General features: G+C 42.2%; 21 protein-coding genes. 8 read left to right on the top strand and 13 right to left on the bottom strand.

Annotation, left to right across the window (positions count from 1 at the left end):
* The first annotated feature begins 12 nt into the window (after positions 1–12).
* Together AC5JL8_RS12750 and AC5JL8_RS12745 are read left to right on the top strand one after the other, a co-directional pair.
* Complete coding sequence (locus tag AC5JL8_RS12750; RefSeq protein WP_495880490.1) at positions 13–1593, top strand: CHAT domain-containing protein; 1581 nt, start codon at positions 13–15, stop codon at positions 1591–1593.
* A gap of 150 nt (positions 1594–1743) precedes the next feature.
* Positions 1744–2388: a hypothetical protein gene (locus AC5JL8_RS12745; protein ID WP_495880143.1), complete on the top strand. Its 645-nt coding sequence runs from the start codon at positions 1744–1746 to the stop codon at positions 2386–2388.
* Between the two features lie 284 nt (positions 2389–2672).
* On the opposite strand, the gene AC5JL8_RS12740 is transcribed toward AC5JL8_RS12745, so the two are convergent.
* The 10 genes from AC5JL8_RS12740 to AC5JL8_RS12695 form a co-directional block, all read right to left on the bottom strand.
* Positions 2673–4040, bottom strand: coding sequence for a PrsW family glutamic-type intramembrane protease (locus AC5JL8_RS12740; protein ID WP_495880142.1), 1368 nt, complete (start codon positions 4038–4040; stop codon positions 2673–2675).
* 564 nt (positions 4041–4604) lie between these two features.
* Complete coding sequence (locus AC5JL8_RS12735) at positions 4605–5057, bottom strand: nitrate reductase associated protein (protein ID WP_495880141.1); 453 nt, start codon at positions 5055–5057, stop codon at positions 4605–4607.
* Between the two features lie 150 nt (positions 5058–5207).
* Positions 5208–5666 (bottom strand): phosphate-starvation-inducible PsiE family protein, encoded by a 459-nt coding sequence (locus AC5JL8_RS12730; protein WP_495880140.1) that lies wholly within the window; start codon positions 5664–5666, stop codon positions 5208–5210.
* Positions 5667–5987: 321 nt separating this feature from the next.
* Positions 5988–8195 (bottom strand): molybdopterin oxidoreductase family protein, encoded by a 2208-nt coding sequence (locus AC5JL8_RS12725; RefSeq protein WP_495880139.1) that lies wholly within the window; start codon positions 8193–8195, stop codon positions 5988–5990.
* Between the two features lie 230 nt (positions 8196–8425).
* Positions 8426–9928, bottom strand: a complete 1503-nt coding sequence (locus tag AC5JL8_RS12720) for a NarK family nitrate/nitrite MFS transporter (RefSeq protein WP_495880138.1) — start codon at positions 9926–9928, stop codon at positions 8426–8428.
* Between the two features lie 300 nt (positions 9929–10228).
* A complete protein-coding gene (locus AC5JL8_RS12715; RefSeq protein WP_495880137.1) occupies positions 10229–11071 on the bottom strand; it encodes a nitrate ABC transporter ATP-binding protein in 843 nt (280 codons plus the stop codon).
* A 97-nt stretch (positions 11072–11168) separates the two neighbouring features.
* The gene (locus AC5JL8_RS12710; RefSeq protein ID WP_495880136.1) at positions 11169–13157 is read right to left on the bottom strand and encodes an ABC transporter ATP-binding/substrate-binding protein; all 1989 of its coding nucleotides are present in this window, start codon (positions 13155–13157) and stop codon (positions 11169–11171) included.
* Between the two features lie 77 nt (positions 13158–13234).
* On the bottom strand, positions 13235–14074 hold the full coding sequence (ntrB, locus tag AC5JL8_RS12705) for a nitrate ABC transporter permease (RefSeq protein ID WP_495880135.1): 840 nt from the start codon (positions 14072–14074) through the stop codon (positions 13235–13237).
* Positions 14075–14133: 59 nt separating this feature from the next.
* A complete protein-coding gene (locus AC5JL8_RS12700) occupies positions 14134–15459 on the bottom strand; it encodes a CmpA/NrtA family ABC transporter substrate-binding protein (protein WP_495880134.1) in 1326 nt (441 codons plus the stop codon).
* Positions 15460–15703: 244 nt separating this feature from the next.
* Positions 15704–17287, bottom strand: coding sequence for a ferredoxin--nitrite reductase (locus AC5JL8_RS12695; protein WP_495880133.1), 1584 nt, complete (start codon positions 17285–17287; stop codon positions 15704–15706).
* Positions 17288–17828: 541 nt separating this feature from the next.
* On the opposite strand from AC5JL8_RS12695, the gene AC5JL8_RS12690 reads away from it, so the two are divergent.
* From AC5JL8_RS12690 to AC5JL8_RS12670, 5 genes are all read left to right on the top strand, one after another.
* Positions 17829–18254 carry a QcrA and Rieske domain-containing protein gene (locus AC5JL8_RS12690; RefSeq protein ID WP_495880132.1) on the top strand — a complete coding sequence of 142 codons (426 nt, stop codon included), beginning with the start codon at positions 17829–17831 and terminating at the stop codon, positions 18252–18254.
* 89 nt (positions 18255–18343) lie between these two features.
* Positions 18344–19645: a HEAT repeat domain-containing protein gene (locus AC5JL8_RS12685; RefSeq protein WP_495880489.1), complete on the top strand. Its 1302-nt coding sequence runs from the start codon at positions 18344–18346 to the stop codon at positions 19643–19645.
* A 286-nt stretch (positions 19646–19931) separates the two neighbouring features.
* Entirely contained in the window at positions 19932–20879 is a 948-nt protein-coding gene (locus AC5JL8_RS12680; protein WP_495880131.1) for a LysR family transcriptional regulator, read from the top strand.
* Positions 20880–20975: 96 nt separating this feature from the next.
* A complete protein-coding gene (locus AC5JL8_RS12675) occupies positions 20976–22052 on the top strand; it encodes an anthranilate phosphoribosyltransferase family protein (RefSeq protein ID WP_495880130.1) in 1077 nt (358 codons plus the stop codon).
* A gap of 68 nt (positions 22053–22120) precedes the next feature.
* Positions 22121–22906 (top strand): metal-dependent hydrolase, encoded by a 786-nt coding sequence (locus AC5JL8_RS12670; RefSeq protein ID WP_495880129.1) that lies wholly within the window; start codon positions 22121–22123, stop codon positions 22904–22906.
* Between the two features lie 16 nt (positions 22907–22922).
* Here the strand turns inward: AC5JL8_RS12670 and AC5JL8_RS12665 are convergent, their stop codons facing one another.
* The 3 genes from AC5JL8_RS12665 to AC5JL8_RS12655 form a co-directional block, all read right to left on the bottom strand.
* The gene (locus tag AC5JL8_RS12665; protein WP_495880128.1) at positions 22923–23825 is read right to left on the bottom strand and encodes an MBL fold metallo-hydrolase; all 903 of its coding nucleotides are present in this window, start codon (positions 23823–23825) and stop codon (positions 22923–22925) included.
* 13 nt (positions 23826–23838) lie between these two features.
* Complete coding sequence (gene panD / locus AC5JL8_RS12660) at positions 23839–24222, bottom strand: aspartate 1-decarboxylase (RefSeq protein ID WP_495880488.1); 384 nt, start codon at positions 24220–24222, stop codon at positions 23839–23841.
* Positions 24223–24427: 205 nt separating this feature from the next.
* Positions 24428–24940 carry an inorganic diphosphatase gene (locus AC5JL8_RS12655; protein ID WP_495880127.1) on the bottom strand — a complete coding sequence of 171 codons (513 nt, stop codon included), beginning with the start codon at positions 24938–24940 and terminating at the stop codon, positions 24428–24430.
* A gap of 180 nt (positions 24941–25120) precedes the next feature.
* Here AC5JL8_RS12655 and AC5JL8_RS12650 point away from each other — a divergent pair, with 180 nt between their 5' ends.
* On the top strand, positions 25121–25243 hold the full coding sequence (locus AC5JL8_RS12650) for a hypothetical protein (RefSeq protein WP_495880126.1): 123 nt from the start codon (positions 25121–25123) through the stop codon (positions 25241–25243).
* Positions 25244–25352: the final 109 nt, after the last annotated feature.

Below are 25352 nucleotides of genomic sequence, written 5' to 3'. Positions count from 1 at the left end.
TTAATGAATCCATTGCCATGCCTGAACCTGGCGATCGCCCGTTTGATTAATACTAGCTCTGATAACTTCGCCATATGGGTGGTTAAGGCTCCCTATCCCAGTGGTTATGTTTTGCATGATTGTATATGGCCTGTGGAACTCTCTCAAGTTTGGCAAGAATGGCAGCAGATGTTTGCTGGTCATAGCCCCTTAAGTATTTACTCTCGCTCAACGCCTCTACAAACAAATCCATTACCAGTGAACTTGGTTTCATTGCCTTCGGGTCAGCCAGGAGGCTACAGTAGCCGCTTAATGCAATACTTGGGAATTCATTTATGGCGTTGGTTATTTAATGGGCAAATTCTCGGAAGTTTAGAACGAAGTCGTGGCATTGCTATGGGGCAGCATACACGTCTGCGCTTTCGACTGGAAATTCGTGACCCGGATCTCATCGCCCTACCTTGGGAAATTATGCAACGTGAGCCTGGCCAATCGGCGATGTCTCTATCTCAAGATTTACTATTTAGTCGCACTACCAGTGAAGTTGAATCATTGCCTTATTTGCGAACAGACCAAGCTTTAAATATTCTGCTGGTTTTAGGACAAGATGAAAATTTGCAACTGGAAAAAGAAGCGGCAATCTTAGAAAAAACTCTCGCCAATGCAGGGCCTTTAGGTAGCAATTCTCAGGGATATGCACCCTGCATGGTACATACACTTCTGCAACCAAGCCCACAAGAGTTGATTCAGGAGTTAGAAACTAAAGCATACAATGTCTTCTTTTACGCTGGTCACGGTCTGCCAGATCCAGATGGAGGATTACTGTTTTTGCGCCCAAGCATGACCCTCAATGGCATAGAACTGGCCCAAGTATTGACTCGTACTGGTGTAAAACTGGCGGTTTTCAATGCCTGCTGGGGCGCACAACCAGCTGCTATAAATAATCAAGCTATACCCTCTAGCAGTTTGGCAGAAGTGCTGATTCGTCATGGCGTACCTGCGGTTTTGGGAATGCGCGATGAGATTGCTGACGAAGAAAGCCACAGTTTTATTCAAGTCTTTACGGAAGCTTTGCGATCGCGCAAGCCAATTGATGAGGCTGTGGCAGAAGCTAGGCAAGAACTGTTAACAGTATATAAGTTCAATCAACCAGCATGGACTTTACCTGTCCTCTACCTACATCCAGATTTTAATGGCGAATTGATTAAAAGTTTTGATGAAGGAATTACAGAATTACCAGAAACTACTATTCCGAGTGTGGTAGCTTCATTTCCTACAGCCTCTTTGCGATCGCTATCAGCAGGTGGTAAAACCTGGGTATTACGTTCTGGAGTGACTCGGATTGGTCGCACAAAAGACAATGATATTGTCATCCCAGAACCCTCTGTTTCTAAACGCCATGCTGAAATCTTATGTCGGAATACTTTCACTGACACTGCTCCGGCAAGAACTTATTACTTACAAGATTTATCTACCTACGGGACAACCTGGATTTTCAGTTCTAATGGTTGGCAACAAATCCTCCGAGAGGAAGTACCTTTAACATCAGGAATGCAATTAAAGTTTGGTAGTTCTAGAGGTGAGATATGGCAGTTTATTATCGAAGGCTCTTAACTTAGGTATTGCATAATTGCAATTTCAGTCATGAGCAACAGCCTCACAAATTTATTCTCACCATAGGCAAAATTCACTTTTTTTTGCGGAAATGTGATTCTGACAGTTGTAGCTGTCAATACTGCTAAATAATTAGTCTGGAGGCGACAAATGACTCACCAAATCAACAATTCAGAGACTATCTCATCTTTACCATCTCAAGTAGAATTAGATTTTTTAGCAACTTTACTAGAAGCTGAGGATGCTAGTTACCCCTGGAATCCAGCTGATGAGAAATCAGAAGCTTATTTTTGCCAACTAGAACAGCAGTTTCTTATCGATGATGTGCTTGAGCAAGAACTTACGGCAAGATCGCAAGTTTTTTATAGCCAGTTAGATAATCTTTGGGAAAAAAAATCTACTGCTTCAGACTCTAAGACAAATATCAGCCAGATTGTCATGGCTTTGCAAGAAAGCTTACAAACATCTTTTGCTTCAGCTGTACCCCAAGGCTGGCTAAATGCGATCGCTCACAAAGCTGCTGAAATTTTTACTTCCCAACAATCAATTGGTGAGCAACTCGTTCACTGTGTTCAAGATGTACTGCCTACTTGGGGCGCAGAAGATTTATTGGTTTTAGCGCGTCCTTATGCCTATGCTATGCGTAGTGGCGAACCACAAAATGTGGTATGTGTAATGAGTAACTTGGGTAACCGCGAGTGGACATCTTTATCGGAAGTCGAGCAAGCAAAGGTTAGTTTAGCAATTTCTTACTACGCCCTCACCAGACTAAATAGCTTTCAGCCAGAATCCTAAATGCAGTTGTCTGTTATTCCTGAATGGGGCTATATTTCAGGTAACTATTAACTTTGCCCGCACTCGGCGCTTGTCTTGCGGGTCTGATGCGTTTTTGCTGGTTTTTTTCTAAGTACAGTTTCCCTAATATACTTCAGACTATAAGCGGATTGCCAAACTAGCACTATCTACCCAAAGACATAAAAAATGGTTGGAGTTCTAGACACTTAGTTCCTGGTGGAGAACTAACTTCAATTAATTAACAATTCAAAATTTTACGTATTTGGTAATCGCTAATTAGCTGCTTATTTAGGGCCGAGAAAGCGGGTAGCGAAATTCTGCGATCGCGTTGGTGATAAAGCACGTGCCTTAAGAATTGCCGCCATCAAAAATGCATACGACAACACGCCAACAACCACCAACAGTAAAGCATTGATAGATCCGGTAGCGTTCCACAAAGCATGGAGTGCAGCAGCGCTAATATAACCAATGGGGAGAATTTGCCAACTCAGGCGGGGCTTGAGGACAGCCAACCCGATAAAATACCCCAAATAACCGCTGTAAGCCATGTGTCCTGCTACAGAGCCTAAAATTCGCGGAATGAGCAATTGCAATCCCACCAATTGACCAGTCCCTACTCCTGACTGTTGGGCAACATTTTGTGTAATTACTGGCACATATTGTCCGAGAGTTTCTAACAGGGTAAAACCCACAGCAGAAGCTGTTCCTAAGAGAATCCCATCTAGAGGTTCCCAAACGCCTATGCGTTCTCGCCAAGGTGAGGGCAATTTAATAGCAATTAACAACACTGCCAATACAGGTAAAGCCTTTAGTAATTCTTCCATCAACCCAGCACCAAAAAACATTCGCACCAGCAATTCTGTAAAGGTGATCGAATCCTGATTTGAAGGCAAGTTACCAGGCAGAATGCCACGAAACACAAAGATAAATAAATCTAATAGGGGACTGAGCAAAATAAACGACGTACCCAATGCTACTGACATGAGTACCCACCAAGGCTTCGGTTTACCGCACAGTTGGTAAACAAAATAATAGGCAGCAAATGCTATGTAGCTCGCTACAATAACTTGATTAGCTTGCGGCTGACCTACCGTAGCAAACATTAGCACCACGAATACTACTGTCAGAATTCCCGGTACGAGGTAAGCTTTACGAGTTAAATCTTTGCCAGTAGAAATAATGGGAAACAGTTGAGTAAAGCTCACCGAATCAGGTTTTAATTGCCCTTGGGGGTAACCTGCTGATGGCAGTGGTGTGGCTGGCCTGGTCATGATCGTAACTGGGGAGACAAATTCGTGTTCAAACACAAATTGCGGTCCATCAGCACCCAAAGAAATGCGATCGCCTGCATGTAATTCTTGACAACCTTGTAGGCGGTGTCCATTTAAATAAGTGCCATTAGCACTATTCAAATCACAAATTAGCCAGCTAAATTTGCCATCTGGAGATGAAGAGAGGGGACGAATCACAGCATGACGACGGGATACCATCCGATACATCATGGCATCCAAGACAACTTGACAGCTGGGGTCGCGTCCAATTACCACCTCTTTACTAGGGAGCAGCGAGTAGCGGGATTCTGACCTATAAGGTGCTCCATTACCAGACACTAGCCGCAGAAATGCATTATGTCTTGCGTTTTTGCCTGTCATCGAGTTAGAGTGCGTGTTTAAACTAATTCTTAAAATACTTTGGCATTAGAACCTCAGCAAAGCCACATTACAGCAATCTCATTTAGCTTGTGAAAAAAGAGTATCTGATTTAACAGGATTTTGACTTGTAACTTGTTCATATACTAATTACGACTGCTGTAGCTGTGGCTTTGCTAAATACACTATAGCTTTACTCACTGCTCAGGCATTCAAAATTTGCTCAATGAAAATTTAAAATTGTCTTATCAAGTGTTAACAAGTATTATAACTACTGGAATTTTGTCCTCAAGCTTGTTTGAAACGTGTAGTAATTATCGATTATATAGATTAGGTATTACTGACATCCTAGTAGAAATTCTATGGTTGGTCATTTATTAGATATTTAGTAGTATTTACTATATTTAGCTAAATACAAAAAAATTATAATTTTTTGTAGCCATTTTATAGTATTTTTTGTAACTAAAAAATAACATTCAGTACTGGTAAATGCTTAATACACCGTTCGCCCAGGGGGGACAAGGAAAGCATCCTCGGTTTCAGTTAGTACTTGTGTAAATATTGCATTTACAGCAGATTAAACTCTCTTATTGCTTTGGGAAAGTTTTTATTTTCATGCCCAGAACGACTGAGTTTAATCAGGGCAAAACGCTGTAAAGGAGTTAAAGATGCCCACTGTTGAGGTGTAAGGGTGATATCTATTGCTTGAGCTTGCTCTTGAACACTAGTTGGGATATTTGTAGAGTCAATCCATGCAGGTTCAGGCTCAATAGGCAAATGTGTAGCTGGTACACCAGTGCGATTTAAAATTAACTGTTCGAGATCTTGCCGATAAGATTGAATTTCTGTTTCTGTAGTGCAAGGTAATTCAACTAAAGCCTGACGATCAGCTTGAGACATCTGATTCCAATCAGATAATTTTAGCTTGATACCACAGGTATCTAGTTTGTAGCGTACCTGCATCGGTATACAGCGAAGAGAATCAACAAAATCTGCTTCAAATTCAAAGAAAGTTACCATAATTTTATATTGCAACACTCATTTATATAGAAAATGACATACTAATTTTATGTGATCTGCACATTATCACTTCAAGCTTCCAGCCGATAACTACAGAACAAAAACTGCCACAGAAGGCTAATAATATGCATCTTCAATATTAATATGGTATTAATTATGTTTTCTAGAATTACTAAAACGGATGAGCAAATAACTAATTGACAGACCCAGAACGGCAACTCCCAATCCAATGATATCAATTCCTGTTACTTTTTCTAAGTCAAGAATAATAATTTTTCTCGACACAGCAATTAAAGAAGTAACAATAACTAACTCAACTTGAACAACGTGTTTTCGCAAGTAAGCAGTGATGTTCTCTAAAATTTCTAATGCAATTAAAATATTTAAAAATAAACCAAAAATTTTAAATAATGTAGTATTGAATCTCCCGTATGGTGTGGTAAATAACTCTTTCATCAGGAAAATCACTAAATCTCCGATCGCAGCCAAAATTACCAGCACCATCAATAGGGATAACACTTTCGAGACTAGCACTTCTATTTTTTCAATTGAGTGCATAAAGTTATCGTCTTTAGCAAGTTCTTTAATTCCCTTGACTAGCCTTCTCATGTGCTGCCCCCTCTTTTTAAATAGCAAGTAATTAGCAAAAATATAAAAGAAAACCCTCGTAGATAAATCTAGAGGATTAGCAAAAAACACAGTGCCGCGATTTGTGTTTTTTCATAGCTAAGGCTAACGGCAGGAAATTAACTTTTATTGGAGTTTTTGCTTTTTTGCTAGTAATAATTCAGTGAGAATTGATCGGTCATACTTATAAAATAAGGATACAGTTACCCGTGTTTTTACAAGATTAGAAAAAATAATAGCAACTATTGACTATTACCTATGAACTGAATTACCAATTACTTATTTAATGGTATATGTAGCAGCTTACCATTGCGAGGACTGAAGTTGATAATTTTTGTGTGGAACTTCCACAGAAATTGGCATTACCTGCACTGCACAAGCTTTTAATTCTGGTTGCAATGAATCGGGGCAAGATTCTGGATGGGTGAGAGCATTAGCTTCAGCATCATTTGCCCACAACGCCCCCCAATGCATAGGAACAAACACCGTACCAGGGGCGATCGCTTTTGTGACTTTTGCCGGGAACTTAGCTTTACCCCGACGCGATCGCACTTCGAGCCAGTGGTTATCTGTAATCCCTAAAAAAGCAGCATCACGAGGATGAATCTCAATAAACGGTTCGGGATGCATTTGTCGAATTTTATCAATTCGACCAGTACGAGTTTGGGTATGCCAGTGTCCGTAAAGTCGCCCATTGGTCAGCACAAAGGGATAATCCGGGTCTGGTGGTTCTGCCAGCCCTCGTGAGTGATACGCCCCAAACCGCGCACGACCATCAGGAGTATGAAAGCGTAAATCGGTGTAGAGGCGCTTACCATACTTAGGATATACGGAGAAGGGAAATGGCCCCGCGTCCTTTTCTGGATGAGGCCATTGCGTGGGGCCTTGTGCTTGTAATTGCTCATGACTAATACCCGTCATCTCGCAGGGACGGTGGCGAGTTAGTTGGACAAATTCAGCATAGACTTCAGCAGAGTTAGCAAAAGCAAATTCTTTGACAAAGCCTAATCTGCGCCCTACTTCGGCGAAAATTTCCCAATCTGGTTTCGCTTCTCTTGGTGGTTGGCGGAATGCTTGACACAGGGTAACTGTGCGTTCCGAATTGGTCATTACCCCAGTTTTCTCGCCCCACTGAGCAGCAGGTAGCAAGACGTGAGCATAAGCAGCGGTTTCTGTCGGGTAATAAGCATCTTGGTAGACAGTGAAGGGCGATCGCAACAACGCCTTCTTCGTCCGCTCTAAATCTGGCATACTGACAGCTGGGTTGGTAGCAGCAATCCACAGTAAACCCACTGCGCCATTTTCCAACCCAGTAATCATATCCCAAGCCGTCAGACCGGGATTGGGTGAAATCTGCCCCCGCTTCAGTCCCCAAAAATCTTCAACTTCTGCACGGTGCTGGGGATTTTTTACCAAGCGATAACCAGGTAATAAGTGCGCTAAACCTCCAGCTTCCCTCCCTCCCATAGCATTTGGCTGTCCTGTCAGCGAAAAAGGCCCCGCCCCAGGCTTACCAATCTGTCCGGTCATCAAGTGCAGGTTAATAATAGTTCTGACCTTAGCCGTACCTTCGCTTGATTGATTCACACCCATCGACCATAAAGACAGTACCCGCTGAGATTGCCCCCAGTAGCGAGCCGCTGTTTCTAAATCTGCAATACTTATCCCACATCGATAAGCTACTACATTCGGGGCATAGTGGCGAATAACTTCAGCATAAGCAGGAAAGTTGTTGGTACAGTCGTCAATGAATCCGACATCAATGTAGTTCCAGCGCATCAACAAGTGAGCAATACCGTTTAATAAGTCGATATCTGTACCAGGACGAATAGCTAAATGTAAATCAGCGGCTTCTGCGGTTGGTGTGCGCCGGGGATCAACCACAATCATTTTGACTTTACGATTTTTTTTGTGGTACTTCGCCAAGCGATTGAAAACAATCGGGTGACACTCAGCGGTATTCGTACCAATTAAAAATGCACAGTCGGTTAACTCTAAATCATCGTAGCAACAGGGAGGGCCATCTGCGCCAAAGCTTTGAATGTACCCAGCTACAGCGCTAGACATACATAAACGAGAATTGGCATCAAAATTATTGCTACCCAGACATCCTTTCATCAGTTTCTGGGCGATGTAATAATCCTCAGTTTGAAATTGACCAGAACCATACATACATATAGCTTCTGGCCCTTGGGTGAAGCGCACTGTTTGAATACGTTTGGTGATGATATCAAAAGCTTCATCCCAACTGGCGCGCCGGAACTCCTGATCTAAAGAGTCCCGCACCATTGGGTAATGTAGTCTGTTCTTATCCAAAGACTCAGCGATCGTCGCACCTTTGACACAAACCATACCCTGGCTTGATGGATGGGCTTTGTCTCCCCGCACCCGCCAAATTGGAGTTCCTTGACTATCACGATGAGTCGCTTTGCCGTGTTGGGCTGGGGGTGAAACTTCGAGTCCACATCCAACACCACAGTAAGGACATAAAGTTTTGGTAAATTCGCTCATGGCAGGTACACCGTATTCGCCAATTGTTTAAATGTTTAAGTAGCAGGTTGTAGATCAAAAGTTGCTGTAATTAATGATTTCAATTTTGCAAAATTATGAGTATTCTTTATGTGATTATTTTGTTCTTTATATATAAATAATAAACAAACACATTTTTATAAGCTACTGCTGATTTACTAAATACATAAGTATAAGATGAAGAATAAAATACTCTTCATCTTAGTTTTCGCTTATTCTTCTACTAATAAAGAAGATCGATTGACTTCTGTTTCTTGGGATTCAACTTCATCACCAGATGCAAATGAACCTTTTGGTTCTTTGAGGAAGAAACCACACATGAAAGCGCAAATTATAGCTGCTATACCCATTGTGCTAAAGAGTGTTGATGCATCAGTTAAGCTGAAAATTGTCAGATAAATTACGCCACCGAAATTACCGTAAGCTCCAACATTGCCGGCGATTTGCCCGGTAGCTTCTTTTTTAATTAGAGGTACAATACCGTAGGTTGCACCGCAGCCAGCTTGGGCAAAGTAAGCAGCAAACATAGTCGCTGCGATCGCTAAAGGAATTGGCCAGCTACTGTTAATAAAATGTATTATTAAATAGCCAATACCAATGCCAGCGCTGATAATTGTCATTGTCCACTTACGTGAGCCAAATTTATCCGAAATTAAGCCACCGCTGGGGCGAGAAACTAAGTTTAAAAAGGGATAAGTAGCGGCGATCATTCCTGCTACTACATGCTCTAAACCAAAGGTTTTTTCAAAGAAGGCAGGTAGCATAGAAACGGCTGCTAACTCACTACCAAAATTAGTTACGTAAGTGAATTCGAGTAAAGCAACTTGACCAAACTGATAACGCTGTGCAGGCGCGTAAGTTTTCTTGCCAATTAGTAATTCTTTGTTAACTTGATAAGCTTTGTAAGTTTGGTAAGCAAACAATCCTGCTAACAACACCCAAGCCAAATACATTTGGGTTTGATTAAGAAAGTGAATATTCTTCTGTTCTAAGCGCCAAGCCAACAAACCTAAGGCAAAAATCAAACCAAAATTTGAGAGAATCATTGCCCAAAAGCTTTTAACGCTAGTTACTTCCAAAGCGCCATTTTTCTTGGGTTTATTGTAGACTTTGCCAGCAGGTGTATCTTGGGCTGTATTGTAATAAATTACACCGTATATAGCAGCAATGATACCTGTAAGGGCGATCGCCAACCGCCAATTGGAAGCACCACCAGCCAAAAAGCTAGTAGCAACGGCAATCATTGGTAGGGCAAACTCTGCACCAAAAGCCCCAAAATTACCCCAACCGCCATAAATACCTTGGGCACTTCCCATCTCTTTTGGAGGGAACCATTCAGCTACCATGCGGATACCCACAACGAACCCAGAACCAACAATCCCCATCAGTAGGCGGCTGATCACTAGTTGGTTAAAGTCTTGCGAAAACGCCGTAGCTAAACAAGGAACGGCAGCGAACATTAACAGTATTGAGTATGTAATTCTGGGGCCAAAGCGATCCAGAAGCATACCGATAATTAGCCGTGCTGGAATTGTGAGGGCAAGGTTACAAATGCCCAAAGTTTTAATTTGCTCAGGTGCTAAATCTAGTTGCTTGCCAATAGTGGTCGCAAAGGGAGCAAAATTAAACCAACAGACAAAGGTGAGAAAAAAGGCAAACCAAGTCTGATGCAATATACGATAGCGATCCCTGAATGAAAATAATCCTTTGAGCATTCAAACCTTCCTCAGTCAAAAAACTGCATGGAAAAATACAGGGGTAATTAAGTAATTACCCTCAGCAGATCAGATATTTCTTGATATTTGTGCTAACTCTAAAGCTGAAATTCATACTCCCTAATTAGAAAAATTTTAGGGAGTGCGTAAGTTGTTGTTAATACTAAACTAAAATTACCTAGCAAGTTTATTTGTATCTGCAATCACATTTTGATGATATGAATGTAAAAACGGCATCATAGCTATGCGTTAAAATTCATACTTTCAAAGATAGATGCCAAAGAATTTTGCTAATTGTTTTTACTCATCATCGTGAGCGTAACGGCGATACAAGAAGTCTAGGGCATAGTTCCGCAAGTTATAGTATTCCGGGTCTTCCATGATGCGGCGACGATTGCGGGGGCGGGAGAAAGGAATATCTAAGATTTCACCAATTTGAGCAGCAGGCCCGTTAGTCATCATCACAACTCTATCGGCTAAGAAAAGTGCCTCATCAATGTCATGCGTAATCATGAGTACGGTGACTTGATGATCGCGCCAGATTTGCAGTAGTTCTTCTTGTAATTCTTCTTTAGTGATCGCATCTAATGCACCGAAGGGTTCATCAAGAATCAGAACTTGCGGACGGATAGAGAGGGCGCGGGCGATCGCAACTCGCTGCTTCATCCCCCCAGAAATCTGACTCGGTTTTTTATCTGCGGCTTCTGTTAGCCCCACCATTGCCAAATGTTCTCTAACGATCGCTCTTTTTTCTGCCTGAGTTTTTTTCGGAAACACCGAATCAACAGCCAAGTAAACGTTGTCAAAGACACTCAACCAAGGCAAAAGACAGTAGTTTTGGAATACCATCATCCGGTCTGGGCCTGGTTCGGTGATCGGCTGGTCTTGCAGGAGAACTACACCATCAGTAGGGGTGTTGAACCCGGAAATCATGTTGAGTAGGGTTGATTTACCACAACCAGAATGACCAATTATGCAAACAAATTCACCTTCACGAACTTTTAGGTCAACGCCATCCAATACCGTGTAAGGGCCTTCGGGAGTGGGGTAAATTTTGCTGACGCCTTCAATCACCAGAAAATTTTCTGCTTTTTGTGTTTGTAGTTGGTTGAGTTGGGTGTTTGTTCTTTTTGCTGTTTGCATGATGTTTTTTTGCTTTGTTCGATGAATTTATAATTTCCTCACGCAGAGAGAGGAAGATGAGGAGGATAATTAATTACTCTTGACCCTTGACTCTTGACTAAATAAATACTTCTTCAATACGGATTTGTCGTTTGATTTCCAAGCTGTTGAGGTACTCTATGGGATTTGAAGGGTTAAAAACTTTACCATCAAATAAATGAATGGGGTTGTCCTGTCCGATATCGAGGATGCCGAGGTCGCGTGCAGCAGCACCAAAAACGTCCGTGCGGCAAACTCTGTCAATTACCTCCACCCAATTTTTGGGGAAGGTTACTAAACCCCAACGTGCTAGCTGAGTCACCATCCACAAAAGTTCGGTGCGGTTGGGATAGTTGGTTTGATTGAGATAAAACTGGTTGTATCTTGCTAGTTCCTGGGGTTCTGTACCGTTGCCGCGATCGTAAGGATCGATAAAACCAGGACGGACGTATGCAGGATTGGTATTCAAGTACTCAGGGCGGCAGATTAATTCCAGAATTTCTTCTCGATTGCGGAAGTCGTCGCAGTATTTGCAGGCTTCTAACAGTGCTTTTACCAAAGCAAGATAAGTTTCTGGGTACTGCTGCGCCCACTCTTCCCGCACTCCCAAAACTTTTTTCGGCTGTCCTGACCAAATTTCTAGGGCGGTAGCAGCAACAAAACCGATATCTTCATGAACAGCAAGGTAGTTCCAGGGTTCTCCAGCACAGTAACCGTCAATATTTCCGGCTTTAAGTTGGGAAACCATTTCTGTTGGTGGGATTACCGTCAGACTGACATCTCTATCAGGATCGATCCCACCAGCGGCCAGCCAGTAACGCAGGATTAAGTTCTGCATTGATGTGGGATGTACGATTCCCAAAGTCAGAATTTGGTCGGGAGAGGCATTAATTGCTGTTTTTAAGTCAGCCAGGTTTCTCACGCCTTGACTATACAATCTTTTGCTTAAGGTGATGGCGTTAGCGTTGCGGGAAAGATTTAAGGCGTTGACTACAGGAATCGACGGTTTACCACCAGCACCTAAAGTGAGGGCAAGAGGCATTCCAGCGACCATCTGGGCTGCATCTAATCTGCCAGTACCCACACCTTTAGCGATTTCCTTCCAACTAGTTTCGCGGCTGAGGGTGACTTGTTCTAAGCCGTACTGAGCAAAGAAGCCTTTTTCTTGAGCAACGATTAACGGTGCGGCATCAGTCAGGGGTAAAAAGCCAATGTCTAGATTGACTTTTTCTAAGCCATTGCGGGATACAACGATTGGTGCTTGAGTCTGTGCAGCTTTGCGTTTCTTAGCCTGTTTTTGCTGGTTGAGGAAGTAAATCATTTCGTTCCGCAGATTGTAATAGCTGGGATGATTTACTACTTCTAGGCGCTGTCTAGGGCGGGGGATCGGGACTTCTAGAATTTGCCCGATGTGTGCTTCTGGGCCATTGGTGAGCATAACGATGCGATCGCTCAACAATAGCGCTTCATCGACATCGTGTGTCACCATCACGCAGGTAACGTTATGTTCGTTGCAGATTTTCATCAGTTGTTCTTGCAAACTACCGCGTGTTAAGGCGTCTAACGCCCCAAAGGGTTCGTCTAGCAGTAACAACTTGGGACGGGTAGCCAAGGCGCGGGCGATCGCTACCCGTTGCTTCATCCCCCCAGATAACTCGCTCGGACGTTTATTAGCTGCAAGGCGCAGTCCTACCATGTCGATATGTTCTTCGACAATTAAGCGACGTTTACCCTTGGGCTGATCCTTATAGACTTCATCCACGGCCAGAGCGATGTTTTCCCGTACTGTTAACCAGGGAAGCAACGAGTAGTTTTGAAACACTACCATCCTATCTGGACTTGGTTCTTTAACTTCTCGCCCTTCCAAAGTTACACCGCCAATACTGGCTCTATCTAAACCTGCAATGATATTGAGCAAGGTAGATTTACCGCAACCAGAATGTCCAATTAGAGAAACAAATTCCCCTTGTTGGATTTTCAATTCAATATTTTTAAGAGCAATATATTTGCCACCATTTGGTAGTTCAAATACACGGTCAACATGGTCAACTTCTACAAAAGTAGTCATTTGTTATTAGTCCTTGGTCATTCGTCATTTCTTATTTGCAGGACTAAAGCTTCATACTTCTGCCCTCTGCCCTCTCATTACTTCTGTTCTGCTACAACTTTGCTAGCGATAAAAGCTACCATTCTATCTAACAGCAAGCCAACTAAACCAACGTAGACGAGGGCTAAAATAATCTCGCTCATGTTTGTTTCTGTAGTAGTGTTGTAGGCATCCCAAATAAACGAACCAATACCTACACCACCAACTAACATTTCCGCGGCAACAATTGCTAACCAAGATAAACCAATACCAATGCGTAAGCCTGTGAAGATATAAGGAACAGTGGCGGGAAACACTATTTTAAAGAAATACTTTACGCCTTTGAGACGTAACACCCTAGCAACATTAACGTAGTCTTGAGGAATTTGTTGTACACCTACTGTGGTGTTGATAATAATTGGCCAAATAGATGTAATGAAAATGACAAAAATCGCTGAAGGATTAGCCTGTTGGAATGCTGCCAGTGAGATGGGTAGCCATGCTAGAGGCGGTACAGTTCGTAATACTTGAAATAGGGGATCTACAGCATTAAAGAGTAATGAATTTGCGCCGATGACAATTCCCAAGGCAATTCCCACAATTGCCGATAGGGAAAATCCCAAACCTACTCTTCCTAAACTACTAAGTATTTGCCAACCCAAGCCTTTATCACTTTCACCATTATCAAAAAATGGCTGAATGATAAAAGGATTCCAAGTTTCAGTAATTGTTTCTATTGGCCCAGGTAATTTAAAGTTAGGGTTTAAACAAAGTAATTGCCAAATCACTAGAAAAATAGCTAATGCTGCTAGTGGCGGCGCAATCTTTTGCCAAAATAATTTACTGATAGCATTTTGAGACTTTTTTCTGTTAATACGGCTGCCTACAATAGCTGTCATTTTTTTACTTTCTCCTGTTGTACTCTAGTTGGGCCAAAAAGCAGCGATCGCAGCTATCATTAAACTTTTTTAATTTTCAAACTATTGAGATATTCTTCTGGTTTTTCTGGGTCAAATTTGACACCATCAAAGAAAGTCTCAACCCCACGAGAAGTACTACTAGGAATCTCAGAAGCAGGTACATTAATTGCTTTCGCTGCTTGTTTCCAAAGGTCTTCTTTGTTTACTTGATTGACGATTTCTTTAACTTTGGTATCTTTTGGCAAATAACCCCAGCGAATCTCTTCTGTTAAAAACCAAGTATCGTGGCTCTTGTAAGGATAGGAAGCGTTATTAGCCCAGTACTTCATACTATTGGCGAAGTTTTGTTGCGTGCGTCCATCGCCGTAGTCAATATTGCCCTTAGACCTTTCTAAAATATCTGCGGCAGCAACGTTAAAGTATTTGCGGTCAGAGCAGATTTTGCACATCTCCTCTTTGTTTTCTGGCTTATCGCACCACTGTTGAGCTTCTAGAACTGCCATCAAAAGTGCTTGGGTAGCGTTGGGATTTTTATCAACCCAATCTTTACGCATAGCAAAGGCTTTTTCTGGATGGTCTTTCCACAACTCGCCTGTAACTAAAGCTGTATAACCTAACTTTTGGCTAACCAATTGAGCATTCCAGGGTTCTCCCACACAAAAGGCATCGACTGTACCAACTTTCATATTCGCCACCATTTGTGGTGGTGGTACAGGTTCTAAAACCACATCTTGATCGGGATTAATCCCGCCAGCCGCTAGCCAATAGCGCATCCACAAATCATGAGTACCACCAGGGAAAGTCATGGCAACTTTCATGGATTGTTTATCAGCTTTGGCTTTTTCAGCTGCCTCTTTCAACCCCTTACTCTCTAAGCCAACTTTCAAATCTTTCAATTTATTAGCTACAGAGATCGCCTGACCGTTGGTATTTAACCGTGCCAAAAGATACATGGGCACTTTATCGTTGATAGTCATTAAATAAGGCATGGGGCTGAGGATGTGTGCGCCATCAATCCCATCGCCAGCTGAACCAATTTTCAGGTTATCGCGGGTGACAGGCCAAGATTTTTGCTTGATGACCTCAACATCAGCCATGCCGTATTTGGCAAAAAAGCCCTTTTCTTTAGCAATAATTAGTGGTGCAGCGTCAGTTAGAGGGATAAATCCTAGCTTTGCTTTGGTTGTTTCTACTTTCGGTGCGTTAGCTGCTGTAGAGACGTTGGCAGCTGAGGCAGCCGAAGGTGCTTGTCCACCTGTTGTGGCTGAATTGGAATTATTAGAGGAGCAACCATGAGCCAAGATAGAAGCAGCAGCCGCAGCACTGGTGGTGAAAATAAATTTTCTACGCGAAAGATTTGCCATTTTTCCTTTAGTTGTTAGTTACTTAGTTGTTGGTTGTTGCTGTTGTTGGTTGTTGCTTTTTATCCACTCGGCACTCATTTAATAGACTTCTTGCAGGAATATTTGGAAAGCAAGAATTTTAAGTTTCACGCAGAGTCGCAGAGGCGCAGAGAGTTTATAATCTGAGATTGAAACTAAGGATGAAAACTTTTTCCTTCCTTCTGCCCTCTGCCTCCTGTCATTCTGCCTTCTTTTCAAGACAGGTCTAATGAGTAACTAAGGCTTCTTGCTTGAGTTTCGCCCCGAAGTGTTGGATGAGTAAATCTTGTAAGACTGGCTGTAAGTCTTCGCAAGGTATGCCTTTGGTGACGCAAGTTCCCAAATGAGCATCTTTACCGACTTTACCGCCCATGTAGATATCAACTCCTTCCAAGGTTTTGCCATTTTTGCGAGTTTTAGTTCCCATCAAGCCGATGTCGGCTACTTGTGGCTGTCCACAGGAGTTAGGACACCCAGTCCAGTGAATACGTACCGTGCGAGTTAGGATTAACTCTGCTTCCAAGGCTTGAATCATTGCCAAAGCGCGGTTTTTGGTTTCGATGAGGGCAAAGTTGCAAAATTGTGCGCCTGTGCAAGAAACTAGCGATCGCGTCAGTAAACCAGGGTTAACAGCAAACCTTTCTAGCAATGGCTCAGTTAAAAATGTGGCTAAACGTGAGTCAGGAATATTGGGGATAATTACGTTCTGCTCAACCGTGAGCCGGATTTCACTGTTACCGTAAACTGTTGCCAGGCGGGAAATTTCAAACATATCCTCGGCATACAAACGACCAACAGGGATATTGAAGCCTACGTAGTTTAATTCTGGTTGCTTCTGTTTATATACACCAATGTGGTCGCGTTTTTCCCAGTCGATTTCGTCTTTTGGCGCTGCGGGTAACAATGACTTACCCAAACGGTTTTCTACCTCTAAACGGAATTTATCTAAACCCCAGTCGTCAATCAACCACATCAGGCGAGATTTTTGTCGGTTAGCGCGTAAGCCGTGGTCACGAAAAACTTCTAAAATGGCTTTACATAAAGCAACCACATCTTCAGGTGCTACCCAAGCATTTAAAGGAATCGCCGCCTCACAGCGTTTGGCTGAGAAAAAGCCACCTACCAGGACGTTAAATCCGAATGTCGGGGATTGAGAAAATTCTTGCCCATTCCCTTGCTTAAACGCTGGTACAAAAGCCAAGTCGTTAATTTCGGCGTGAACTGAATTGTCTCTTCCACCAGTAATTGCAATGTTAAATTTGCGGGGGAGGTTGGTAAACTCTGCGTTCCCTTCTCCTTTGTTAGTGAGCATATCCTGAATTTGCTGCACTAACTCTCGCGTGTCGAACAATTCATCCGCATCTAACCCCGCCACTGGATCACCTGTGATATTGCGGATGTTATCCATCCCTGACTGAACACTGGTTAAACCTACAGCGCTAAATTTATTAAAAATATCCGGTAAGTCTTCAATCCTGATCCCCCGTAATTGGATATTCTGCCTCGTGGTAATATCGGCGCTGCCATCGTCACCGTAACGCTGTACGACTTCCGCTAACACACGCATCTGATCACTCGTGAGGATACCGTTAGGTAACCGCAACCGCATCATAAACTTACCAGGCGTAACTGGGCGAAAAAATACACCCACCCACTTGAGCCGATGGTCACGGTCTGTTTCATCCATTGCTTCCCAACCAAGGGCAGCAAATTTCTCTATCTCGCTTTTGACGGTAAGTCCATCTTTTTCTGCCTTAAATTTCTCAAACTTGTTGAGGCTAGCTGTGGTGGTAGTTGCTGTATCTGTCATGAGTTGACTCTCATTGCAAATTGTTAATCTCGAAAAATCTCTATAAGCTAATCGTCTATCGCATTAAAATTTCAAAACTTGCTATTTTGAGCTTTTGAGGGTTTTTGAATGGTAGAATTGTTTTCGCCATACTCTACTCATTGCCCACTATCAATTGACTCGTAGTTTCAGCAATTCCCGGATATACGGGGTTAATTCTCATTAAGTGTATATTTTGTTACTTGAATTATGGCTTCAGGAACAATCTTTGCGTGCTTCCATTTGGTAAAGGTGTAAAGGTTGTTCTGGTACTGAAAGTGTAACGATTTACATACTCTTAAGGTTAAAGTGGTAATTTAGCTAAAATCGTATAAATAGCTACGAAATTTTGATAAAATTGCCAAAAACGTATTATTCTGATGCGTTTTCTGCACTTAGTATGGCTATTTAGGGGCGCAAGCCTCATGAGTAAGAGCGATTGCGCGGATCGCAGCTAATTTGAATTCAAAAATTCTTGAAGATGGCGTATGTTAGTTAAAACCTAGACATAATTGCAACAGCCATGAAACGTCGTGATTTCATTAATTGGGTAGGTTTAGGTTGGATAGCGAGTTCTTTGCCTGTAGCAATTGCCGCTTGTTCTTCCCAAACAAATGCACCGACGTCTTCAGTATCTGGGGATTGGCAAAAAGTAGGCACTTCCACGGATTTAGATAAGACTGGCCAATTGTTGGAGAAAAACTCACCTGTTGGAGCTGTGCTGGTAATTGGTACATCTAAAACTGAAAATATAATTGCTGTTAACCCCACCTGCGCTCATGCAGGTTGCATAGTGACATGGCAAGAACAAGCAAAAAAATTCTCTTGTCCCTGTCATGGTTCAGAATTTGGAGTTGATGGTAAAGTGCAAAAAGGCCCAGCTACAGAACCATTAAAAACTTATGCCGCTAAAATTGAGGGCAATTCTGTTGTAGTGAAGCAAATATGAGTAGAACGTTTTTAAACGCAAAGGTACGCAGAGTTTTTATTGAGCCGCCATTGAAAAAATATAAACTAGCAGAATAGGGGATTCTACGAATCGTGAATAATATCAACCAGCTTTTGGTGCAGGCACAGGCAGCACATGATGCAGCTGATTGGTCATCGCTGATGCAATATTTACAGCAGATGATTCTAAAAGAAGACTCTACAAATCCAGAAATAGTGAAAAATCGAGAATATCTCCTGGAATTAGCACTCTCGATTTTAGATATGGGAGATTTTCAGCAACGCTGGGACATTGCCAAGGTTTTGATTCAATTGGGTAATGTTGCTATTCCTCGGCTAATTGAGATATTAGAAGATGAAGACGCAGAGGAAGAAGTACGCTGGTATGCGGTGCGAATATTGGGCGAGTTTCAGCATCCAAATGCGATCGCTCCTTTGGTGCAATTATTGAAAAGCGCCGAAAATCAAGAATTGAAGGAAATGGCCGCTGCCGCATTAGGGCAAATGGATACTCTGGCTATCGCGGCACTCTCCGAACTCTTAATAGAGGAAGATACACGACTTTTAGCAGTGCGATCGCTCTCTTACATCCGGCGAACAGAAACGATTGTACCGCTGTTGAGTGTGGTACAAGATTCCCAAGCCACAGTTAGGGTTGCAGCAATTGAATCCCTCAGCAGTTTTCATGATGAACGTGTACCACCCATATTGATCAACGCTTTGAATGATGTGGCTGCTACAGTCCGACGCGCCGCAGTGCAGGGTTTAGGTTTTCGTCCTGACTTATGCGAAACACTCGATTTAGTCGCAAGATTGCAACCTAGACTGCATGACTTAAATGAAGACGTTGCTTGTGCAGCAGCAATTGCCCTTTCCCGGATGGCTTGTGACGAAGCTGCCCAACACTTATTCCAAGTGCTGATCTCACCTCAGACATCGCTGAAGCTGCAATTAGAGATAACTCGTGCCCTTAGCTGGTTAGGGAATTCTTCCAGTTTGGAATATCTGCAACAAGCGCTGAATCAAAGCTCGCTAGAAACACTGTGGCAGGAAATAGTCACAGTTCTAGGGCGAGTACAACAGCCGCAGTTAAGCATCATAGCCACAGAAATTTTGCTGGAAATGCTGGAATCAAAGCATCCAGCTACAGAAATAACCAACATCAAAAGCGCGATCGCTTTGTCTTTAGGGCAGTTAGGCAGATTGCAGGCGATTGAACCATTGATTTTGCTATTGGCAGATCCAGATGCACAGGTAAGACTACATGCGATCGCTGCACTTAAGAATCTAGCGCCTGAAGTCGCACATCAACAATTACAGCAGCTAGCGAATGATGCCGCACTCACACCAGATTTGCAACAAGGAGTAGCGATCGCCCTGGCGGAATGGTAACCAAATTACGAATTACGAATTGCGTTGCCCCAAAATGTGATGAACCAGAAATTTTCATTTTGGTATTTAGATACAGCAAAAGAAAATAATCAAATTTTTTGAGAGGAGAATTTGCTAGTAATCTGACGCAAAGGCGACTATGGACGAGTAAAACCGTAAAATACTAATCCGAAAAATTTAAATTAAAATATTGTAAAGAAAATTCCTGGTAACAAACTGTACCAAATTTAGGAGAAAAAACCGTTAAGTTAATGAAATCTCTAAATGTAATTCAGGCTACGAAAAAATGCGACTAGAGCAGTTGCAAGCCTTTCTTGCGATCGCGGAAACAGGCAGCTTTCAACAAGCAGCGCGGAAATGCGGTGTTACTCAATCGACAATTAGTCGCCAAATCCAAGCATTAGAAGCAGATTTGGGGATAGAACTGTTTCATCGAACAACTCACGCCAAACTGACGCTGGGAGGCGAACGTTTGCTGCCTCGTGTTCGCAAAATTTGCCAAGAGTGGCAAACTGCTACAGATGAATTAACAGATTTAATTGCAGGAAAGCAGCCAGAATTGTGCATTGCAGCCATTCATTCAATGTGCGGCTCATATTTACCACCAGTGCTACAACAATTTTGCCGCGATTATCCAGATGTACAACTGCGGGTAACCTCATTGGGTAGCGATCGCGCTTTAAAAGTTCTCAAAGATGGATTAGTAGATCTAGCGATTGTGATGAATAATCGCTTTTTGACTACTGGCAGAGAAATGGTGGTAGAAGTACTCTATGACGAACCGATAGAAGTTCTCACCGCAGCCAAACATCCACTAGCTCAATACGAATGTATTCCTTGGCCTGAGCTAATTCGTTATCCGCAAGTGGTGTTTAAAGATGGTTATGGGATGCAACGCTTAATCCAAGATAGATTTGAGCGCATAGAAGTCACACTCCAAGCTGCTTTAGAGGTTAACACCTTAGATGCTTTCCGGGGAGTGGTGCGCCAAGGCGAACTCATCGCTTTGCTACCTCACTCAGCATTAATTGAAGCACGACACGACCCCACTCTGGCAGTGCGCCCTTTAGCCAGTAATATTTCTGGTACTTTGCCTGATAGTTCTAGCTTGACTCGTCGAGTAGTTATGGTGACAACTGGCGATCGCCTCCAAATACCCCCCATCAAGCACTTTTGGCAACTGGTGCGAGAAAGTATTCCACCGCAAATACGCCAGCAGCGATCGGCTTCGTAAGCCTGATGAGTTTCTAGTCAAAAATGTATATTTCCCAGATTGGCTAATAAGTAATTACTATGACTAATGAGTAATGACCAATAATTAATTACTGTTATGAGCAACGTATTTAGGCAATTCGTGCAAAAGGTAGGCAGTGGTAACCACACAGCAGAAAACTTAACTCGTCCTGAAGCGTCCACGGCTACCAAAATGATGTTGCTAGGTGAAGCAACACCAGCCCAAATAGGAGCATTTTTAATTGCCCACCGCATCAAGCGTCCCACAGGAGAAGAGTTAGCAGGGATGTTAGATGCTTACAATGAATTAGGGCCAAAGCTTCAACCTATTGCTTCTGCACGGTCAGTGATAGTTTTGGGAATACCTTACGATGGCAGAACGCGCACCGCACCAATTAGTCCGATCATAGCTTTACTACTGGCTTGTGTAGGTCAACCAGTAATCATGCACGGTGGCGATCGCCTACCGACAAAGTACGGACTGCCCTTGGTAGAGATTTGGCAAGGGTTAGGGGTCGATTGGACTAACTTGCCACTAGCAAAAACTCAGCAGGTTTTTGAGCAAACAGGAATTGGCTTTGTTTATACGCCTAAACATTTTCCCTTAACCCAAAGTATTTGGGATTACCGCGACCAATTAGGTAAGCGTCCACCCTTGGCGACAATGGAGCTAATTTGGTGTCCTTATGCTGGGGATGCTCACATTATTGCTGGGTTTGTCCATCCTCCAACGGAAACGCTATTTCAGGAAACATTGGCGCGGCAAAATGTAACAAAATTTACATTAATCAAGGGCTTGGAAGGTAGTTGCGAGTTACCACGCGATCGCACTGCTATCATTGCCTTATCAGCACCTGAAGCCTCTGGGGATCTAGAACGGTTGCACCTCGTACCTCGTGAATATGGATTTACTACTAAGAACGTCCCCCTTGGCGCTACTGAAGAACTGTTTACCGAAATGCAAGCAGTTTTAGCTGGTCACTCTGAAGAACTGAAGCAAACAGCCTTATGGAATGGAGGTTTTTACCTTTGGCGTAGTGGCATTTGCCCAGATATGCGATCGGGTATAGCCAAAGTAGAAGAATTATTAACCAGTGGTGCAGTAGCAGCAAAACTTCAAGAACTCGCTCAAGTAGTAAATTCTGTTTCTGAAGCAGTTTTTCAACCAGTTTAAGTTGTAAAATTATTATTGTGGTTAGTGTGGAATTCTCTCTAAGTTTTTAGTTGAGAAGATTAACCCAGATGGATAACATCAAAGTCCGGCAATTAAATCTTGATTTTTCTCAATCTTTTGAAAGATACTGGTTTAAACAAAGTATTTTCAAAACGCACTTATTTAATAGCTTCACCCTTGGCGTTCCTGATATTGAAAAATATCTAATTCGCAATGCCAAAAAAAGAATCAAATTTATTGGAAATCCTCAACTAAAACAACAAGCCCAAGCTTTTATATTGCAAGAAGGTCAACATTCGGTTCAGCATATAAAATTTTGGCATAACTTAAAATCTTTAGGTTATAAATTTGATACTTATCTCAATTGGCTACAGATGATTTTTTTTAATATTCTGGAACGCCGAATGAGTACGAATTTAAATTTAGCTATTAGTGTAGGAATTGAACATTTGACTACTTTAATGGCTGAATTTGTTTTAGAAGTTGATTTATTTGCCGAAGCTGAACCACAATTAAAGCAGCTTTTTGAATGGCACGCAGTAGAAGAACTCGAACACAAAACAGTTTTATTTGATGTATTGCAAGATAAAACTAGTAACTACCTGCTGCGTCTAGTAGGTATGTTTATAGCTCATATTTTAATTTTATTTTTCCTGAATTTAGGTTTAGCTATATTGCTGTATCAAGACAAAAAATTGTTAGATAGAAAAGTGTGGCAGGAGTTAATCGAGTTTTGGATTACCAAAGATAAGTTCTTGTACAAAGTATTATTCAACGCAATAGATGCTTTGAAAAAGGACTTTCACCCTTCACAAAAAGAACATTTATGGTTGATACAGAAGGTGGCGGTATAAGCTAAAAATTTGAAAATTACTTACCAATAGCTAATGTTAGACCTTCACGGGCTAACAGCGCTTTAGGATATGCAGATTTAACTTTGTTTTGCATTTGATCAAGAAAATCATCATCATCATCTGGGTGATGGTGAGATATGACCAAGCTTTGTACACCACCGCTATTAGCTAAATTGACAGCAGTTTGCCACTGCAAATCAGATGAGTCATGGTTGTGAGCAGTGGGAGGAGTGTATGTAGCATTGGCAATTAGTAAATTCACGCCATTAATAAACTGTAAAATTCGTTCTTGCTCTAATGGTTCGGCATTCTTGTGCAAATCTGTAACGTAGGCAACGCTATAATCCTGCCAAGTAACTCGATAGCCTACTGAGCGCTGAGTTTGATTAATTACTGCTGTGTTAATTATGACATCATCTAGTTTGACCTCGCTACCTGGAGTTAGATTGTGAAAATGCAATTCCGACTGCATTACCTGTAAAGGGTAAGGAAAGTGCGGTTGAAGCATCTGGTCATGTAGGCATTGTTTGATTGAGGCACTATTAGAGGCAGCTGTGCCGTAGATATGAAAGCAATTTTTTGCAATAAACGCAGGAGCAAAAAAAGGAAACCCTTGAATGCGATTTGATTGGGAGTTAGTAAAAAATAAGTGGGCTTCTACTGGCTGTTGCAATTTTTGCCAAGCTTTACCCAATATACGTAAGCCAGTACCCCCATCAAAAATTAAGTGTTTCCCTCCTACAAGCATTTCTACACAAGCAGTATTCCCACCATAACTATGGGTGCTGCTATCTGGAGTAGGAATTAAACCCCTAACACCCCAAAATTGCACGAGCAATTGTTCTGCTGAACCACTTAGTACAGTAGTTTGCTTCTCGGTTAAATAGCTTTGGGAAGCCGACAGTTCAAAATTTGACATTATTCTTTGAAGTCTAGACCTTACTGAGCAGGTCATCGTAGTGCCGCACTTCCAACAGTCGGTTTTTTTCGTCTACAATGACGACCGTAGGCGAGTAATTTTGCAACTCTTCCGGAGTGAACTGCCCGTAAGCCATTATAATCAAGCGATCACCTATAATGCCTAGACGTGCCGCAGCTCCATTTAGCTCGATTACTCCTGAATTGGCTGGAGCAGGTATTGCATAAGTAATGAAGCGCTCGCCATTAGCATTATTCACTACTTGTACCTGTTCATAGGGTAAGATGCCAGACTTTTGCAACAGAACTTTATCTATGCTGATACTACCTACATAGTTGATGTTTGCCCCTGTGAGAGTACAGTTGTGAATTTTTGCCAAAAGGAGAGTACGCTGCATTGCATTTAGGGATTCTGTGGCAATTTTTGTGTTTCGTAACCAGTAAAAATTATTATTTCCTGGTTCTTCAACTTTGGTGACTAGGATTTTAGCTAGTTTGTGCCAAAGTAGATAATTCAACTTTAAATTACTAACTGAGAATTGGGAATTGAACACCAAGTATTAGTAATTAACCCGATGCTCAATTCCCTACTCTCATGATCAATTATCCTTTAACAGCTTTGATGGATTTTTCTACCAAAGCATTAACTTGGTCAACATCCTGCCAACCGAGAATTTCAGTTACTTTTTTTTCCAGATTTTTATAAGTGCGGAAAAATTCAGCAATTTCATCCAAGCGGTGTGATGGTAGGTCTTTCAGAGATTTTATTTGAGCGTAGCGCGGATCTTTGTCAGGAACGCAAAGAATCTTTTCATCGCGATCGCCCCCATCAATCATCTCTAGCAAGCCAATCGGTCGCGCAGCAATTACACAGCCTGGAAAGGTTGGCTCATCGACGATAACCATACCATCTAAAGGATCGCCATCATCGGCTAAAGTATTGGGCACAAAACCGTAGTCATATGGATATTGTACCGAAGAATAAAGTACCCGATCTAGGGCAAAAGCTTGCAAGTCTTTGTCGTATTCGTATTTATTTTTACTCCCGCCTGGAATTTCAATCAGAACGTTGATTAAACCCGGTTTTGGTTGGGCAGGTATACGGGATAAGTCCACAAAAAACTCCTCTTATGACACAGTAAATTACGGGCGCACTTAATTGCTTCCCCGTGTAGAATTTTAGGGCCAAGATGGACTTCTTCCCAAGGTATTAATTTCACAACGGCATAACATACTTGCCAGCGCGGACACGCTACACGAAGGCCGAACGGGTTCGGCACTCTCAGCCGAGGCGGAATGATTAGCTACAGGCGTGGAGAAATTACCATCCTGAATAGGGGAGATTTGGAAGGTACATCTTGTGAATGTTATTCGATTATCAAAAATGAGTACGCTCGATTGCTTGGTAATCGCGTCTAGACTAAATAACACACAAGCCTTTGTCTTGAGATTAACTAATTCCTTTTTCCTGATCTAGAACACTTGTCTACATCTGTATATTTAATCTTGCCCAATTGCGTTCGCAACC

The organism is Mojavia sp. (genome assembly GCF_059505145.1).
The sequence above is the reverse complement of the archived record's forward strand: the minus strand, read 5'-3'. Positions and strand labels throughout refer to the sequence as shown.

Excerpts from the sequence above, each read along its gene's own strand:
- AC5JL8_RS12745 (WP_495880143.1), top strand. The coding sequence starts at position 1,744 with ATGACTCACCAAATCAACAATTCAGAGACTATCTCATCTTTACCATCT.
- AC5JL8_RS12740 (WP_495880142.1), bottom strand. The coding sequence starts at position 4,040 with ATGACAGGCAAAAACGCAAGACATAATGCATTTCTGCGGCTAGTGTCT.
- AC5JL8_RS12735 (WP_495880141.1), bottom strand. The coding sequence starts at position 5,057 with ATGGTAACTTTCTTTGAATTTGAAGCAGATTTTGTTGATTCTCTTCGC.
- AC5JL8_RS12730 (WP_495880140.1), bottom strand. The coding sequence starts at position 5,666 with ATGAGAAGGCTAGTCAAGGGAATTAAAGAACTTGCTAAAGACGATAAC.
- AC5JL8_RS12725 (WP_495880139.1), bottom strand. The coding sequence starts at position 8,195 with ATGAGCGAATTTACCAAAACTTTATGTCCTTACTGTGGTGTTGGATGT.
- AC5JL8_RS12720 (WP_495880138.1), bottom strand. The coding sequence starts at position 9,928 with ATGCTCAAAGGATTATTTTCATTCAGGGATCGCTATCGTATATTGCAT.
- AC5JL8_RS12715 (WP_495880137.1), bottom strand. The coding sequence starts at position 11,071 with ATGCAAACAGCAAAAAGAACAAACACCCAACTCAACCAACTACAAACA.
- AC5JL8_RS12710 (WP_495880136.1), bottom strand. The coding sequence starts at position 13,157 with ATGACTACTTTTGTAGAAGTTGACCATGTTGACCGTGTATTTGAACTA.
- ntrB (WP_495880135.1), bottom strand. The coding sequence starts at position 14,074 with ATGACAGCTATTGTAGGCAGCCGTATTAACAGAAAAAAGTCTCAAAAT.
- AC5JL8_RS12700 (WP_495880134.1), bottom strand. The coding sequence starts at position 15,459 with ATGGCAAATCTTTCGCGTAGAAAATTTATTTTCACCACCAGTGCTGCG.
- AC5JL8_RS12695 (WP_495880133.1), bottom strand. The coding sequence starts at position 17,287 with ATGACAGATACAGCAACTACCACCACAGCTAGCCTCAACAAGTTTGAG.
- AC5JL8_RS12690 (WP_495880132.1), top strand. The coding sequence starts at position 17,829 with ATGAAACGTCGTGATTTCATTAATTGGGTAGGTTTAGGTTGGATAGCG.
- AC5JL8_RS12680 (WP_495880131.1), top strand. The coding sequence starts at position 19,932 with ATGCGACTAGAGCAGTTGCAAGCCTTTCTTGCGATCGCGGAAACAGGC.
- AC5JL8_RS12675 (WP_495880130.1), top strand. The coding sequence starts at position 20,976 with ATGAGCAACGTATTTAGGCAATTCGTGCAAAAGGTAGGCAGTGGTAAC.
- AC5JL8_RS12670 (WP_495880129.1), top strand. The coding sequence starts at position 22,121 with ATGGATAACATCAAAGTCCGGCAATTAAATCTTGATTTTTCTCAATCT.
- AC5JL8_RS12665 (WP_495880128.1), bottom strand. The coding sequence starts at position 23,825 with ATGTCAAATTTTGAACTGTCGGCTTCCCAAAGCTATTTAACCGAGAAG.
- panD (WP_495880488.1), bottom strand. The coding sequence starts at position 24,222 with ATGCAGCGTACTCTCCTTTTGGCAAAAATTCACAACTGTACTCTCACA.
- AC5JL8_RS12650 (WP_495880126.1), top strand. The coding sequence starts at position 25,121 with ATGATTAGCTACAGGCGTGGAGAAATTACCATCCTGAATAGGGGAGAT.